Consider the following 17,024-nt stretch of genomic DNA (forward strand, 5'->3'; position numbering starts at 1 on the left):
ATTTTGTCTTTATAACAGTATTGGCAGTATTATTGACAACATAGCTTTGCCAACTAAATAGGTAAAAAATATGAATGAAAAAACGCAACTTCCGGAGGAAGAGAATAATGGTTTGAATATCAATGCTGATGAAAATGTTAGCGGAACGGAACATTTGACAGACCCATTGGTGGAATCTGACCAGGAGGCATTGGAGACCGAGTTACGGGAAAGCAGGGATAAATATATCCGGCTGGCGGCTGAGTTTGATAATTTCAGGAAAAGAACGGCGAAGGAGCGGGTGGAACTGTTCCAAACGGCCGGAAGGGATGTGATCACCGACCTGCTGGATGTACTGGACGACGCAGACCGGGCACAGGCAGAACTCGAAAAATCGAATGATAACGCCGCTCTGAAAGACGGTATAAAGCTGGTTTTTAATAAACTCAGGAATATTTTGCAGTCAAAAGGGTTAAAGCCGATGAATGCCATTGGGAAAGATTTTGATCCGGACCTTTTTGAGGCCATTACCGAAATTCCTGCACCTACCGGTGACCTGAAGGGTAAAGTGGTGGATGAAGTAACGAAAGGCTACTATCTGAATGATAAAATTATCCGTCACGCAAAAGTTGTAGTAGGAAAATAACATGTCAAAAAGAGATTATTACGAGGTCCTGGGGGTTTCAAAATCTGCTTCTGCAGAGGAAATAAAAAAAGCCTATCGTAAAGTAGCCATGCAGTTTCACCCGGATCGTAACCCCGGGGATAAAGCGGCAGAGGACAAGTTTAAGGAGGCCGCTGAGGCCTATGAGATCCTGAGCGATACGGATAAGCGGGCGCAGTATGACCGCTTTGGTCATGCCGGTGTAAGTGGTAATGGCCGTGGGTTTGGCGGCGGAGGCATGAATATGGACGACATCTTCAGCCAGTTTGGAGATGTGTTTGGCGAGGATTTATTCGGGAGCTTTTTTGGCGGTGGCCGCAGCAACCGGCAGGGGCAACGTGCCCGGGGTGTAAGAGGCAGTAACCTGCGGGTGAAGCTGAAGCTGAGCTATGAAGAAATTGCAAAGGGTGTTACCAAGAATATTAAGGTTAAAAAATATGTAAGTTGTACTACCTGCGGGGGCAGCGGGGCAAAGGATAAGGGAAGCGTACAAACCTGCGGCACCTGCCAGGGATCGGGCCAGGTAAGGCGTGTGCAAAATACTTTCCTGGGGCAGATGCAGACTGTTACTACCTGTCCTACCTGTAACGGAGAAGGCACTACCATAACAGCAAAATGCGGCAGCTGTAAAGGGGAAGGACGGGTTTATGCCGAGGAAACCATTACCATTGATGTGCCGGCCGGTGTGCAGGCCGGTATGCAGCTGAGCGTAAGTGGCAAGGGAAATGCCGGGGAACGGGGCGGCACGGCCGGTGATCTGATCGTTTTGATAGAGGAGGAGGCACATAAGGAGCTGCACCGCGAGGGGCTTAATGTGGCTTACGACCTGTATATTTCCTTTACGGATGCCGTTTTTGGCACCAGCCTGGAAGTGCCTACCATCGACGGGAGGGCAAAGATCAAAATTCCTCCCGGAACGCAGGGCGGGAAGATCTTCCGGCTGAAAGGGAAGGGCTTTCCGAATGTACATTCCCATTACGAAAAAGGTGATCAGCTGATCCAGGTAAATGTGTGGACCCCACAGCAATTAAGCGAAGAAGAAAAAGAATTGCTTGAAAAGCTGTCCGATGCTCCCAACCTGAAGCCTCAGCCTGAAAAGGCAGAGAAAGGCTTTTTTGATAAAATAAGAGACCTGTTCAGCTAATGATATACCGGGGCGGTAGCGGGATGCCGGACCGGAAATTTTTACGACAGCTTCAGACCGTCTTGGGTTTGAGGCTGTTTTGTTTTAGATTTGCGCCACTATAAAACACAAAAAATGATCCATATTGTATTTAACCAGGTAGAGGTGGACCTGATGCAACAGGTAATGGCGCTGGATGAAACCCTGCAGGGGCCTGTGGTGCAGATCCGGGATGATTTTGCTGTGGGGCCCTTATCTGGTTTGGATACGGAGGAGGGATGGCAGACCCGGCTGGACTGGTGGCGCGGACTTTCGAAAGGCGCACCCTACCCCGAGGACCAGGTGGGCAGCTTTGATGACCGGAAGACCGTGGCGGCCCTGAAGGCGCAGCTCACTGCTGAGCCGGGGGAGCAGATCTGGATCTGGATGGGACAAAACCAGCATGATGTAACCGGATACTACTGGCTCATTCCGCAGTTGAAGGAATTCCAGGGCCGGGTAATGGTGCTTTATCTCAATAACCTGCCGTTTATTAATGAAAAGGGATTGATCTTTTATCCTTCCTGGCTATGGGAGATCCGGCCTGCTGAATTTCTCAAAGCTAAAAGACTGGCCCGGCCGGTAACGCTGAGCGAATTTGAAATTGATCCGGATGAATGGAATAAACTGGTACAGGAAAACAGCCTGGTGCGCCTGCTGGAAGGCGGAAAGAAAATTGCCGGCAAGGAGGTGACCTTTTATGATGACGAAATTTTAAAGAACCTTACCGGTGAATGGCAAAAAGCCACACGGGTTTTATCAAATACACTAAACCGGATGAAGATCAAAACCGGGGATATCTTTATTATGTGGCGGCTTAAGGAGCTGGTAGCCGCAGGAAAAATACAGGCGGAAGGCGATATCGATAAAGACTGGAAAAGCTTTGACGTGCGGCTGGCCGGTAAAAAGGAAACAGCAGCGGAGCTGGCCGCGGATGCCGGGTCCTAAACCGGAAAAAACAATGAAAACGCTCCTTACTCTTGAAGAGATCGGGATGGCCTTGCTGGCCGTCGTTGGGTTGTATCATTACCAGGCGCCCTGGTGGATCTATATGCTACTGCTTTTCGGACCCGATATCAGTATGACGGGGTACCTGATCAACAACCGGGCAGGCGCTGTTCTGTATAATCTTTTTCATCACAAAACAGTGGCCATTTTGCTTTATCTTGCCGGCGTTGCGCTGACCAACCAGGTATTGATTTTTTCGGGGATCATTCTCTTTGGCCACGCATCGCTGGACCGGATCCTGGGGTACGGACTGAAGTTAAAACAAGGATTTAATTATACGCATTTAGGACTTATTGGAAAGAAAGAACATGAAAGACGATAGCACAACAGCAGAAGGAACATTTGAAGACAATGAGATCACCGGACTCCAGGGACAATTTAAAACCTGGTTCCTGGACTATGCTTCCTACGTAATACTGGAACGGGCAGTGCCTGCCATTGAAGACGGATTAAAACCGGTGCAGCGCCGGATCCTGCATTCGATGAAGCAGATGGATGACGGCCGTTTGCATAAAGTGGCCAATATTGTGGGACAAACGATGTCCTATCACCCGCACGGGGATATGAGTATCCGGGATGCCCTGGTAAACATGGGGCAAAAGAACCTGCTGATCGATACACAGGGTAACTGGGGGAATATTGAGACGGGGGATGATGCAGCCGCCTCCCGGTATATTGAAGCGCGCCTGAGCAAGTTTGCGCTGGAAGTGGCATTTAATGCCAAGACCACCAACTGGCAGCTGAGTTACGACGGGCGGAACAATGAGCCCATTACCCTGCCCATGAAGTTCCCGTTGCTGCTGGCACACGGGGCAGAGGGGATTGCTGTAGGGCTATCAACGAAGATCCTGCCTCACAATTTTATAGAACTGGTAGAAGCATCGATCAAATACCTGCGGGGTAAGAAATTTGAGCTGTATCCCGATTTTCAGACCGGGGGGATGATCGACGTGGCAGATTATAACCAGGGAAAAAGAGGGGGTAAGGTAAAAGTGCGGGCGCATATCGAGGAGCTGGATAAAAAGACGCTGCTGATCAAAAGCGTTCCTTATGCGGTAACCACCGACCAGCTGATCGAGTCGATCGTAAAAGCCAACGACCAGGGAAAGATCAAGATCAAAAAGGTTACAGATAATACCGCGGCAAATGTTGAGATCCAGGTGGACCTGGCGCCGGGTATTTCTCCGGATATTACGATCGATGCCCTGTATAAATTTACTTCCTGTGAAATCTCTATTTCTCCCAATGCCTGTGTGATCGTAGACAAGAAGCCCCGGTTCCTGTCGGTTCCGGAGCTGTTGCGGATCTCGGCAGACAATACCAAGGACCTGCTGCAGAAGGAGCTGGAAATAAAGCTGGCCGAACTGAATGAAAAGTGGCATTATACCTCGCTTGAAAAGATCTTCTTTGAAGAAAAGATCTACAAGGAGCTGGAGAAAAAGCATGAAACCTGGGATAAGGTGATCGATGCGATCGATAAAGCCTTTGTACCGTTTAAAAAACAACTGAAGCGGGATATTACCCGTGAAGATATACTGAAGCTGACCGAAAAGCCGGTACGCCGTATCTACCGTTTGGATATTGATGAGCTGAATGCCCAGATCAAAGGACTGGAAGCGGAGATCAAGCAGGTAAAATATGACCTGGACCACCTGGTAGATTATGCCGTAGCTTATTTCGAAAACCTGTTGAAGAAATTTGCCAAAGGCCGCGAGCGTAAAACCGAGATCAGGCAGTTTGAGGTGATCGAAGCCCGGAATGTGGTTATCGCAAACACCAAGCTGTATATGGACCGCTCCGGCGGGTTTATCGGCACAGGGCTGAAGAAAGAAGAGTTCCTCTTCGATTGTTCAGACCTGGATGATGTCATCGTGTTTACCAAGCGGGGGATCATGAAGGTGATCAAGGTCTCGGATAAAACTTTTGTTGGCAAGGATATCCTGCACGCGGCCGTGTTCTTAAAAAATGACGAGCGTACCACCTATAATATGATCTATGTGGATGGAAAAACAGGGGTCAGCTACGCGAAGCGTTTTAATGTTACCGGCATCACCAGGGATAAAGTCTACGATCTTACCAGGGGCGATGATAAAAGCAAAGTGCATTATTTTACGGTAAACCCCAACGGCGAGGCCGAAATAGTAAAGATCACCCTGAGCCCGAGCTCATCGGCCCGGATCAAGGATCTTGATTTTTATTTTGAGGAGCTGGCCATTAAAGGGCGCAGCAGTATGGGCAACCAGGTAACCAAATACCCCATCCGGTCCGTTAAGTTCAAAGAAGCCGGCCGGGCCACACTGAGTGGAAGAAAGCTTTGGTTTGACGATAAATTCGGAAGGCTGAGTGCTGAGGAAAAAGGACAGTACCTGGGGATGTTTGAACCGGACGACCGGATACTGGTGCTGTATACGGATGGTCATTATGAAATTACCGACCAGGAAATGACCCAGAAGTTTGATGCTGATAAAGTACTGCTGATTGAACGGTTTGATCCGGAAAAGATCATCACTGCCGTGTATGTGGATCAGAAGATGCTGCAGTTTAACGTAAAACGGTTTAAGATCGAAACCTCCACATTGAAGAATAAATTCCTGTTTATAAAAGAAGGCGAGGGTAACTACCTGGAATGTGCCACCACGATGGAAGAACCGGTGCTGATGGTGCAGAGTGGCAAAGGGAGCCAGATCCGCAGCGCGAAATTTAAACTGGCTAAGATCACAGATGTAATGGGGTGGAAGGCTGTAGGTGCAAAACTGACCGATTATAATAAATCGGTAGTGATGGAGTGGGTCGAAAATGAGAAGCCAACCAACCAGCAGGAATTGTTTTAAGCACTATATGAAGCTTAAAGTTTCGTATAGCATTTAAAGTGTCGTTCGATTATTCTATCGCCTAAGACGATTAAAACAATGACCGATATTTTTGAAATAACAGATCTGTACAAAGCCCTGTTAGCCTTGCTCGCAGGGGTCATTCTTGGGCTGGAACGGGAGCTTAAGGATAAAGCTGCGGGGCTGAAGACCATTTCCGTCATCTGCCTGGGTTCCGCTTTGTTTTCGGTGTTATCCATAAAGATCATGGGGCCTGATGCCGATGGCGCAAGGATCGCCTCTTATGTGGTCAGTGGTATCGGCTTCCTGGGTGCCGGCGTGATCTTTAAGGATGGCGCCGGTGTGTCCGGACTCACAACCGCCAGCGTCATCTGGATGGCTGCGGCTGTTGGGATGTCTATCGGATTTGGGAAGATTTACGTGGCCGCTATCTTTTTAGCCGCCTGCCTGCTGATCATTTATACGGGACGGTACCTGAACCTGGCGCTTTTTTCCGGCAAGACCAGCCGGGTATTAAAGATCGTATTGCTGCATAATAATACCAGTGTAAAAGACGAAATTATCCGGAACCTTCAGCCTTATATCAGCCGGTTTGAGCAAGTTAAACTGGAATCCTTCCCGGAGAAAATGATCGTATCCCTCAACCTTATGATCCCGACCAAAAAACTGGCACAGCTGGAAGAATATCTTGTTAAGGAGCACCGGATCGAAAGTTTTGAGCTGTAGCCTTTAACGGGTGGTATTGACAACCGGGTAGCATGGTTGGCTCCTGGGTTTGAGTACCATCACCTCTATATGAAATCCTGAACTTTGGACCCGCAGTGCAGGCCGGGCCGGCCGCAGACAACGTCGTTGTAGAAATTTTAAATATCTACAACCCGGATGTCTACAACTGATCTGTTCCTGCAAAACACGCCATTCTCCATGGCTGGAGAAAAAGTACCGTTTTTTTAGTACACAACAACATACTAAAAAGCGGGCTGCCCTGTCGGTGCCCGCTTTTCTTTTAGAAATGAGATTCCCGTAACTTAGAGCCTGTTTAAATTTTATTGATGGAATTTATTATGAAGCTATTTTGGAGCGAAACAAGGAAAATTTTGCAGGCATAGTAGGCCACTATGGCGAAAAATTTAACGCAGTTGCAGCCCAAAACAGCCATAATAAAGCCATTGAATGAATTTTAAACGGGCTCTTAATATTTGAATATTTTGCCCCCGGCCATAACTTCCTGGGTTCTTTCATCAAAAGTAGCCTTCATACCAGTGCGGGCAGCCGCGGTGGCCATAATATTGGCAATGGAATGCATGTATCCGGCCTCAGCAGGTGCATGGGTCTGTTTGCGGCTGCGCACACATTCCATCCAGTTGAGCATGTGGCTGCTGGTAAGCGGATCTGCACCGGTATTGGCAGATGCTTCCACTTTTTCCGCCTTTTCGGTCAGGGAAAATTCAGGCAGCAGGTTCGCTTTCATCCCCATGGGTTTGGCAAACTTTTCTTCCAGCCCACCCCTGGGTGAGACCTTATTGGTAATAAGGTTCAGCTCGCCGCCATTGGAGTAGTACACTTCTGCCGGCCGCTCATCTCCGTTGGTCATGCGGCTCATAAACACCACCTGGAAACCTTTTGATGCATCATTTTCCGGGCCATAGTCAAAGACTGCGGTGGTCGTATCCCAGTTCCTGCGACCATCTTTCCACTGGTAAATACCTCCGTTTGCGGTTACGCTACGGGGATGTTTTAGTCCGCTGAACCAATGCACGGTATCAATCTGGTGGCTCATCCACTGACCAAAAGCTCCGGATGAGTAAGGCCAGAAGAGGCGATACTCCAGGTATTTGCGCGGATCCCAGTCTTCATAAGGGCGGTTCATCAGGAACCGCTTCCAGTCGGTATCTTCTTTTTTTAATCTGGCAACAAGCTCCGGCCGGCGCCAGCGCCCCGGCTGGTTTACATTCCAGGTAAGTTCTACCATATTGATATCGCCAAACTTGCCGGATTTAATAAATTCCTCGGCCGCCATGTAGTTGGCCCCGCTGCGGCGCTGAGAGCCGATCTGGATGATCTGCTTGGAAGCTTTAATGGCTTTTAGCGCGGCCCGGTTGTCCTCCATGGTCTCGGCAAACGGTTTTTCTACGTAAGCGTCACATTGAGCACTTACGGCCTCGATAGCGCACAGCGCATGTTGAAAATCTGCGGTACTGATGATTACGGCGTCTACGTCTTTGGCAGCATAGAGCTCCTCGTTATTACGGAAACCTTTTACGGGGTGCCCCAGCTTTTCTGATAAGAACGAAGTGCCTTGGTCGCGCCGGTAATTCCACAGGTCAGATACACCGGTAATATCAAAGTTCAGTTTTTTATAGTGGTTCATAAAGGAGGGAAAGAGGGAACCACGAAACCTGTCGGAAAATCCTACGATTCCTACGCGTACCCGGTCGTTGGCGCCCAGGATATTCCCGTAGCTTTTTGCTGAAAAACCCATGGAGGCCAGGTAGGTGCCGGTTGAAGCCAGCGCGGCTTTCTTGATAAAATTTCTTCTTGAATCGGACATATGGCTTTGTTTTAATGCGGATCAAAAATGATTACTGGATCACTGCAGGCTTAAATTTAACTAACAAAGCCGAATAATGGTGCATAAAACACGGGTATTTTGCTATAACGTTTTCGGGGGGCATTGTGCGGGATAATGCCCCGTCTTTTTTCTTCATCCCTTTTTTTAATGATCCTGGCTTCAAAACCGGGCCTTTCACCGAATAGATTTAAAACTGAACGTTAAGCCTCCTACTTTTATGCCGGTTTAGAGGGCTTAAGAGTGGGCTACCGGATCTTTTCAGATCATCGTACCCCCTCTTATTTTTTTTTGGATACTTTCCGGTATTACTAAGTTGTATTTGACAACATCGGTTATTTTGCTTTGGACATATTACTGGGTGGATTGCTTCCGTTGCTTTTTTATAAGATCTAAAAGTAGTACCTATCAGCGTTTTGCGGTTACACAAAGGGCCGGTAAAAGACCAGAGAGCGCTTCTCGTGGTAAAAAAAATCTAACAATATTCAGGAAAAGGAAACTGAAAGGCATTGAGCTTTTGAGACCATCAATCAAACCCCGCCGGAAAATAAATGACTCCTGCAGCGGTCTGGAAAAAAGGGAGTTTTTGGCAGGGACCAGTATGTTGATCCCCCGGGACTACATAAGCGAAATGCGGTTTCAACACGTAATTGATCTGCAGTTTGAAATAACGGAGATCGCAGCATCCAAACGGGGGTAACGATGATGTCCTGTAATAAAATTGTACAAAAGAATAGCACTATAATCCATGGTGCCGCGGACTGCTTTTTTTACCTTGCCTGGTAATGATATAAAATGGGTCCTGTTTGTTGTGATGGGCTTTTGGCATATTGATGTAAAAAAAAGTGTAAACTTGCAGGAAGGCCGTTTTTCGCCCTGGGAGTATAAAAGCCAGGGAAGTAGTGGAGACCGCTTCTTAACCCCTAAACACTGTTTAATATAAATGCCGCCATGCGAAAATTTTTTGGAAATAATAAGTCCTGGATTATTCTTTCAATTGTAGGTGGCGTTATTGCTATTGTAGCGGCCACTCCCGGTTCTGTAAAAATTCCTGAGGACATCGCCCGCCTCCAGGACTCGCTGCCGGCCATCATTGATTACAATATTCATGTAAAACCCATTCTTTCTGATAAATGCTTTGTCTGTCATGGACCAGACAAGGGGCAAGGGCAAAAAGCCGGGCTTGATCTTTCTACTGCCGAAACCGCTACGGCCAAATTAGAAAGCGGCCACCGGGCCATTGTACCACACCGCCTTTCCCGCAGCGAGTTGTATCATCGCATTACTACCACTGAAGAAAGCCTGGTAATGCCCGCAAAAGAATCGAACCGCACGCTTACCAGTTACGAAAAAGCGATCCTTGTAAAATGGATCGAGCAGGGGGCGGAATATAAACCGCATTGGGCCTTTACGCCCCCGGTAAAAAAGCCCTTGCCCGAAGTAAAAAACAAAGAATGGCCCGTAAATCCCATTGACTATTTTGTACTGAATAAGTTGGAAGAAAACGGCCTCAAGCCTTCGCCGCAGGCCGATAAAGAAACCCTGCTGCGCCGGGTCAGCCTCGATCTGACAGGACTGCCCCCTTCTGTAGAGGAGATGAATGCTTTTCTTGCCGATACAGCTCCGGATGCCTACGAAAAAGTAGTAAACCGCCTGCTGCAATCAAAACAATATGGGGAAAAAATGGCGGTGGACTGGTTAGATGTGGCCCGCTATGCCGATACACATGGCTATACGGTTGACCGTTACAGGGATACCTGGCCCTGGAAAGACTGGGTGATAAAAGCGTTTAACGAAAATATGCCTTTTAATACATTTACCACCTGGCAACTGGCTGGCGACCTGTTGCCGAACCCCACCCGTGAGCAAATGATTGCGACTACCTTTAACCGGAACCATGCGCAAAATATGGAAGGCGGCATCATCAATGAAGAGTTTAGAAATGAATACGTGGTAGACAGGACCAGTACGGTAGGCACGGCATTTTTGGGAATGACTGTTGGCTGCGCCCGCTGCCACGATCATAAGTTTGATCCCATTTCGATAAAAGACTTTTACAGCCTGTATAGCTTTTTTAATAATGTAGATGAAGCCGGGCAAATATCTTTCAATGATGCCACACCCGGCCCTTCCATTATGCTCACCACCAAAGCGCAGGATGCTGTTTTGGCCTATTTAGCCCAAAAGGAAAACCAAACCATTGCGGAAAAACAACGCATAGAGGCACAGGAAAAAAGCAACTATCAAACATGGAAACAAACCATTGGCAACACTGTCCCCTTTGATTTGCAGCAGGGACTTCAGGCGCATTTTTCTTTCGATAAGCTGGAGAACGGCGCGTTTACAGACCAGGTAAACCCGGCAAACAAAGGTGTTGTGGCAGATGCCGTATTGGTGCCGGGCAAATCAGGCGAAGCATTTAAATCCAACGGGGATGATATACTAAAACTGGGGAAGGCCGGCATTTTTGGCCGTTACGATCCTTTTTCCATAAGCCTTTGGATCTACATTCCCAAAGGAGTGGACAAAGCGGTGATTTTTCATAAGGGTGATGGAGATATTACCTATGGCTTTAGGGGATATTACCTGAACCTGAAAGACGGTAAGGCCGAATTTTTGATGGCGCATGTATGGCCCGGTAACGAATTTTTAAAAAGGAGCGAACAGCCATTGCCAAAAGAAAAATGGATCAATATAGCTCTTACTTACAATGGATCGGGCAAGGCCGCCGGTGCTAATTTATATTTGGATGGCAGGCTCCTGTCCCTGGTTACCGTAAAGGATCATTTATATAAAGATATACTTTTTGGAAGGACAAATGAACCCGGTTTGCAGGTGGGCGCCGACTGGCGGGGCACGGGTTTCAAAGGTGGACTGGTGGATGAACTTTTTGTATATACCCGGGAGCTCAACCCTTTTGAGGTGCAGATGAGGGCTCAAAACAAACAGGCTGCGCAATACAGCGCTGCTGCTGTTCCCGATGTTTACCTGCAGCAATATTATTTTTCAAACATTTCTGCAGCATGGCAGCAAACACAACAGGCGTTGCAGGCGCTAAGGCAGGAGCGAAATAAGACCACAGCGGCTGTTCCCGAATTGATGGTGATGGAAGAAATGAAACAAAAGCGCCAAACACATATTTTGGAACGCGGGGTGTACGATAATCCCGGCAAAGCCGTTAGCGCTGATGTGCCCAATGCCATACTGCCTTATCCCGATGGCTTACGTAAAGACCGGCTGGGGCTGGCCCGCTGGCTGCTGGATCCTAAAAACCCGCTGACCGCCCGGGTAATCGTAAACCGCTACTGGCAAACCTATTTTGGAAAAGGTATTCAGAAAACAGCCGATAATTTTGGCAACCAGGGAAGCATACCCACGCACCTGGATTTGCTCGATTGGCTGGCTGTCACCTTCCGGGAATCGGGTTGGGATGTAAAAGCTATGCAAAAGCTTATTGTAATGTCGGCTACTTATCGCCAGTCGTCTTATGCTACTGCCGGGCAGCTGGAAAAAGATAAGGATAATAACCTGCTGGGCCGTGGCCCGGCATCCAGGCTTACCGCCGAAATGATGCGCGACGGCGTGCTAAGAGCCAGCGGTCTCCTGTCCGACTCCATTGGCGGCCCGCCCGTAAAACCGTATCAGCCTGAGGGTGTATGGGCCATCAACAGCGTTGAATATGTACGGGATAGCGGCATTAATTTATATAGAAGAAGCCTCTACACTTTTTGGCGGCGCACCAATCCGCCGCCTTCTATGAACACATTTGATGCACCACTCAGGAGCAGTTGCGTGGTGCAGCGGCAACAAACCAATACGCCGCTGCAGGCATTGGTGCTGCTCAATGATCCCCAGTATATTGAAGCAGCAAGGGTTTTATTTTATACTGCATTACAAAAATATAATACCCTGGCGGAACAAGTGCTGTACTGCTACCGGGCTTTAACCGGCCGGAGCCCGTCGGCTAAGGAAATAAACATTTTAGAAAACCTGTATAACAGCGAATTTGAAAAATTTAAAACCCATCCTGATAAGGCGAAAGGCTGGCTTACGATGGGGGAGTACAGGATTAAAGAAAAAACAGATCCCCGGCAGATCGCCGCAGGGGCCGTTATGGCAACTACGATCATGAATTCGGATGCGTATATAACAAAACGATAAGCAATGAACAAAGAACTACATCAACTGATAGCTAATAACATCAGCCGGAAGTCTTTTTTACAAAAAGCCGGTATGGGGCTTGGTGCCGTAGCCTTGGGCTCCTTAATGTGGGGCCAGGGCGAAACGGCAAAAAAAATAATAAAGCCGGTTATCAGCGGAAATGGTAGTTTGGGTGGGCCGCATTTTGCCGCCCGGGCCCGCCGGGTAGTGTACCTCTGTCAAAGCGGTGGCCCTTCGCAGTTTGAAACATTTGACTATAAACCGCTGTTAGAAAAAATGCACGGACAGGAGCTACCCGATTCAGTACGAAAGGGTCAGCGCCTTACCGGCATGAGCGCCCATCAATCCTCATTGCCGCTGGCTGGCTCTCATTTTAAATTTGAACAAAAAGGACAAAGCGGAGCCTGGGTCAGCGAGCTGCTGCCTCATATAGGCGGTGTCGTCGATGATATCTGCATCATCAGGTCTATGTTCACCGAACAAATCAATCACGACCCGGCGCTTACCTTTATGCAAACCGGCAACCAGCTGCCGGGCCGCCCGAGTATCGGCTCCTGGCTCAGCTATGGTCTGGGGTCCGATAATGAAAACCTGCCGGCCTTTATCGTTTTGGTATCTAACAATGCTCCTAAAGATCAGCCCCTGTACGCAAGATTATGGGGAAATGGGTTTCTGCCTTCCAAATATCAGGGCGTACAGTTTCGCTCCGGCGCTGACCCGGTGCTGTACCTTACAGACCCCGAAGGGTATAAAGCAGCCGACCGCCGCCAGATGCTGGATGCTCTGACGGATTTGAACCAGGAGCAGTTAAAGATCTTTGGCGATCCGGAAATCAATAACCGCCTGGCCCAGTACGAAATGGCTTTCCGGATGCAGGCCTCTGTGCCTGAGCTGACTGATATGTCGGACGAACCGGATTGGGTGTTCGATTTGTATGGCGAAGATGCCCGCATACCGGGGACTTATGCCGCCAATTGCCTGCTGGCCAGGAGGCTGTTGGAAAAAGATGTAAAGTTTGTACAGTTATACCATCAGGGCTGGGATAATCATGGCAGCTTACCGGCGATCATACCCAATCAATGTAAGGCTACGGACCAGGCATCGGCAGCTCTCGTAACCGACTTAAAACAAAGGGGCCTGCTGGATGACACGCTGGTAGTTTGGGGTGGAGAATTTGGCAGAACCAACTATTCGCAGGGAAAACTAACAAAGAATGACTATGGCCGCGATCATCATCCGGCCAGCTTTAGTATGTGGATGGCAGGCGGAGGCATACAGCCCGGTCTGAGTTACGGCGAAACCGATGAATTTGGCTATAATATTGTAAAAGACCCGGTGCATGTGCACGATTTTCAGGCAACGCTTTTGTACCTGCTGGGCATTGATCATGAAAAACTGATTTATGAGTCGGAAGGAAGACCGTTTCGCCTGACAGATGTAGCGGGCAAAGTAGTGCAGGGCATCATCGCATAGATGGGGTAGGATTAAAAAAAAGTAAATGAAAAATAAAAATAACCGTTGTATCTCCAACCCCGGGGGGAATATACCCGAATATAAAAATGGCGAATTACAGCCTTTATTTGCAGAAGGAAATATTTTTTATCATGGACACGATGTTTGCATTGACGATGAAGGAAATCTGTATGTATGTCAATGGAATGCTGATAAAACATACCCTGTAAAATTAGAACGCGTATAAAAAAATAGTTTTATGCTTACAGACTGGGCTCATTTTTTAGGGCGGTTTCATCCGTTATTTATTCACCTTCCCATCGGTATTATATTGTTTGCAGCATTGCTCAGTATTTTATCGGCGTACAAAAAAAATACCGTACTCAACAGCGCCGTTTCTGTAGCGATGCTGGCGGGCGGTATCAGCGCTGTACTGGCAGCAGTATCGGGGTATTTGCTTTCGCAAAACGGCAGCTATAGCGCTCGTACAATTGCTGTGCATAAATGGACGGGCATCGCGATGACCGTTATCCTTTTTACAGCCTGGTGGCTGCGGGGCAAAAAAGCCGACAGGTATATCTGGAAACTGCGGCTCAGCGGCTGGTTGCTGGGCATTTGTATTATCCTCATTACCATTGGCGGGCATTTTGGCGGCATACTTACCCACGGCAACGGGTATTTAACCCGCTATATGCCCGGGTCGTTGCAGTCGCTGTTGGGGGCAGAAACGTCCATGCTAAAAGAAAAGCCTCCGCCGCCCTTAGATTCAGTGGTGGTTTACCGGGATATTATTCAGCCGCTTTTAAAGGAGAAATGTATTGGTTGTCATAATCCGGATAAACGGAGCGGGAACCTGGACCTTAGCTCGGCCAGGGGGCTTGCAGAAGGAGGTAAAAGCGGTAAGGCGGTTGTGGCAGGCGATCCCCAAAAAAGCGAACTGTTTGCCCGTATAACATTACCTGCTGCCAGCAAAAAAATGATGCCGCTCGATAACGCTCCCTTAAAGCCTGTCGAGATCGGCCTGATACAACAATGGATCCTTTCCGGCGCCGACGAAAAAAAGAATATAGCACAGGAAAAAGCCGACGAAAAAAAGCGCTATTTGATAGCAGCTTATCTGGGCATTGCCATACAAAACGATAAAGAAATTGTTTTGCCGGCGGCGCCCGTGGCCAACGCGGCTGCCGCACAGGCGCTTTCAGGATCCGGACTGCTCATTAGCCCGGTTGCGTTAAATAGCAATTTGCTTGAAGTTTCCTTTATTATGAAACAGCATTCCGATGCTTCTGAAATTACCCGGCTGCTGCAGCAGCTTTCTGCACTGGCGCCACAGGTGTACCGGTTAAATATGGCGGGCTGCCAGCTGAATGGCGAAGGAATAAAGATCATTTCCGGGTTTAACCGGCTGCACCGGCTGGAACTGCAGAAATGCAACCTGACCAGCGAGATGGTACAACCATTGGCAGAATTGCAGCAACTGGAGTTGTTAAACATAGGGCAAAACAACCTTACCGATGCAGGTTTGGAAGTGTTTAAAAAAATGGCAGGTTTAAGAACGCTGAACGTATGGCAAAACCCGTTAACCGCACAGGGCGGGGAAGCATTGGTCAGCGCCTTAAAGGGGAGGTCTGTAGTGAAGTAACTGCAGTTTTGCCTTTTAATCCATCGTTTTTCAGGCCAATGACCAATACTGCTTTTCGTAGGAGATGTTCATTTCATCTTCTGTTGTTAATAGTTTAGCGAAAAACATTAAGCGATGCTCAGCAGAAAATTGCTTTTAACAGCGACGGGTTTGGCTGGGGCTTCTCCTGGGGGAGTGCCCCGGATTTAATATTTTTTTTCGAAACTGTTGTTGATGTAGAGTGCATGAATACAGGTAGATAAAACCAATATGGCACACCGGCAAATCCTGCTAATATCTGAAGCGTCTCATCCGTTTGTTGATACGTCTCTCAGCCTCAGACCACAACATAATACCAACAAGGATGGGAAATTACCGGATACAAACTGAAGCAAACCGCTCACCGGATTAAGCTGCCGCATACGGGTTCATCCTTTTTTAAGGCTGAAATGGCGCCTACCTTAGTGCCGGCGGATTAAAAATAATAATTGACCGGCGTGTATGACAGTGAAAGTAAAGAAGGCTGTTGCTTTTATTGCGGGACAGTGCCCCGTAACACTTACAGAGGATATTCGTTTAAATGAAGTAGCGTGGTTTTTTCCGGATATTCTTACCTGCTATTTTATGTTGACAAAAAAAGACGGCTATGCGGAAAATACCGATCTTTTAAAGAGAGAACTGGAGCAGACTTTCTTGCGGCAACTGAACCAGGTAGTAATACTAAAGCCTTTTTATGATTCTCAGATACCTTTTCTGGCCCTCTTTAAAGACCGGAACTGGGTAACGCTTTTCCGGATCTATTTTTCACAGGAAATGTATACACAACTAAGTGAATAAAAGAAATGAAAATGAAAAATACAGTTTGGGCAATAGTTGTGTTATCGCTTGGTTTTATTGCCTGTAAAAAAGAAAATGGTACAAAAAAAACGGATGCCGGTTGCCGCATTAGTAAAATTATAAATGAAAGTGGCAAAGAAGTGCTCATTACCTATAATGGAGACGGAAGCTACAGGATCATAAAGGATGGGATAACGAACACTACTACCAGCTTTGACTATACCAGTGGCTCTGTTATTGCCACTACTACCAATACAGGTGATAAATTAATTCGAAAAACAACTTTTGCGCGTAACAGCCAGGGGCTTGTGTATGGGATGAGACGGGAGTATTACGATCCGCCGGGAAGGAGCGCCCCTTCCAGCTGGGACAACACGGTGTATGAGTATAACGGAATACAGTTGTCCAAAGAGACTGTCGTCTTTCCGGCGTCGACCCATCCCACGCCTATAGCGTCAACTATTGCCTGGAGCGATGGAAACCTCGTTTCGGTGTCGGGCGAAACAGGTGTTTCTTTTAGGGAGTATCATCTTGACAAACCTTTTCAGGAGGGCGATTATTTTAACGTGGCATGGACAATCAATACGGGACTCCCCGTCAGCAGTATAATCCGGAACAAAAACCTGTTTAAGGGCGATGGAAGCGCGCTGATCGATTACAACTTCGACAGCGATGGAAAGATCACCACCGTATCGGTAAATGGTATCAAGGTTTATACCCTCGAATATCAATGTAAATAA

13 protein-coding genes are annotated in these 17,024 nt (G+C 47.8%); 12 read left to right on the top strand and 1 reads right to left on the bottom strand.

Annotated features, from left to right (window positions below):
* The first annotated feature begins 70 nt into the window (after positions 1-70).
* The 6 genes from BLS44_RS02595 (at position 71) to BLS44_RS02620 (ending at position 6,370) form a co-directional block, all read left to right on the top strand.
* Positions 71-625 carry a nucleotide exchange factor GrpE gene (locus tag BLS44_RS02595; protein ID WP_090388436.1) on the top strand — a complete coding sequence of 185 codons (555 nt, stop codon included), beginning with the start codon at positions 71-73 and terminating at the stop codon, positions 623-625.
* Between the two features lies 1 nt (position 626).
* A complete protein-coding gene (gene dnaJ, locus BLS44_RS02600) occupies positions 627-1,787 on the top strand; it encodes a molecular chaperone DnaJ (RefSeq protein WP_090388437.1) in 1,161 nt (386 codons plus the stop codon).
* A 114-nt stretch (positions 1,788-1,901) separates the two neighbouring features.
* Complete coding sequence (locus BLS44_RS02605; protein WP_090388438.1) at positions 1,902-2,753, top strand: DUF1835 domain-containing protein; 852 nt, start codon at positions 1,902-1,904, stop codon at positions 2,751-2,753.
* Positions 2,754-2,766: 13 nt separating this feature from the next.
* The gene (locus BLS44_RS02610) at positions 2,767-3,135 is read left to right on the top strand and encodes a DUF4260 domain-containing protein (protein WP_090388625.1); all 369 of its coding nucleotides are present in this window, start codon (positions 2,767-2,769) and stop codon (positions 3,133-3,135) included.
* Entirely contained in the window at positions 3,122-5,644 is a 2,523-nt protein-coding gene (locus BLS44_RS02615) for a DNA gyrase/topoisomerase IV subunit A (protein WP_090388439.1), read from the top strand. The genes BLS44_RS02610 and BLS44_RS02615 overlap by 14 nt, the downstream gene beginning before the upstream one ends.
* A gap of 78 nt (positions 5,645-5,722) precedes the next feature.
* Complete coding sequence (locus tag BLS44_RS02620) at positions 5,723-6,370, top strand: MgtC/SapB family protein (protein WP_090388440.1); 648 nt, start codon at positions 5,723-5,725, stop codon at positions 6,368-6,370.
* A gap of 466 nt (positions 6,371-6,836) precedes the next feature.
* On the opposite strand, the gene BLS44_RS02625 is transcribed toward BLS44_RS02620, so the two are convergent.
* The gene (locus tag BLS44_RS02625; protein WP_090388441.1) at positions 6,837-8,195 is read right to left on the bottom strand and encodes a Gfo/Idh/MocA family protein; all 1,359 of its coding nucleotides are present in this window, start codon (positions 8,193-8,195) and stop codon (positions 6,837-6,839) included.
* A gap of 969 nt (positions 8,196-9,164) precedes the next feature.
* On the opposite strand from BLS44_RS02625, the gene BLS44_RS02640 reads away from it, so the two are divergent.
* The 6 genes from BLS44_RS02640 to BLS44_RS02665 all read left to right on the top strand — a co-directional run bounded on the left by BLS44_RS02640 (position 9,165) and on the right by BLS44_RS02665 (position 17,024).
* A complete protein-coding gene (locus BLS44_RS02640) occupies positions 9,165-12,374 on the top strand; it encodes a DUF1553 domain-containing protein (protein WP_090388444.1) in 3,210 nt (1,069 codons plus the stop codon).
* 3 nt (positions 12,375-12,377) lie between these two features.
* On the top strand, positions 12,378-13,847 hold the full coding sequence (locus BLS44_RS02645; protein WP_090388445.1) for a DUF1501 domain-containing protein: 1,470 nt from the start codon (positions 12,378-12,380) through the stop codon (positions 13,845-13,847).
* A 25-nt stretch (positions 13,848-13,872) separates the two neighbouring features.
* Positions 13,873-14,073 carry a hypothetical protein gene (locus BLS44_RS02650; RefSeq protein WP_176954285.1) on the top strand — a complete coding sequence of 67 codons (201 nt, stop codon included), beginning with the start codon at positions 13,873-13,875 and terminating at the stop codon, positions 14,071-14,073.
* A gap of 12 nt (positions 14,074-14,085) precedes the next feature.
* Positions 14,086-15,468, top strand: a complete 1,383-nt coding sequence (locus tag BLS44_RS02655; protein WP_090388446.1) for a c-type cytochrome domain-containing protein — start codon at positions 14,086-14,088, stop codon at positions 15,466-15,468.
* Positions 15,469-15,948: 480 nt separating this feature from the next.
* Positions 15,949-16,284: a hypothetical protein gene (locus tag BLS44_RS02660; protein ID WP_090388447.1), complete on the top strand. Its 336-nt coding sequence runs from the start codon at positions 15,949-15,951 to the stop codon at positions 16,282-16,284.
* Positions 16,285-16,295: 11 nt separating this feature from the next.
* Positions 16,296-17,024 carry a hypothetical protein gene (locus BLS44_RS02665; protein ID WP_143019636.1) on the top strand — a complete coding sequence of 243 codons (729 nt, stop codon included), beginning with the start codon at positions 16,296-16,298 and terminating at the stop codon, positions 17,022-17,024.

It is taken from the genome of Niabella drilacis (assembly GCF_900101395.1).
Classification (GTDB): Bacteria; Bacteroidota; Bacteroidia; order Chitinophagales; family Chitinophagaceae; genus Niabella; species Niabella drilacis.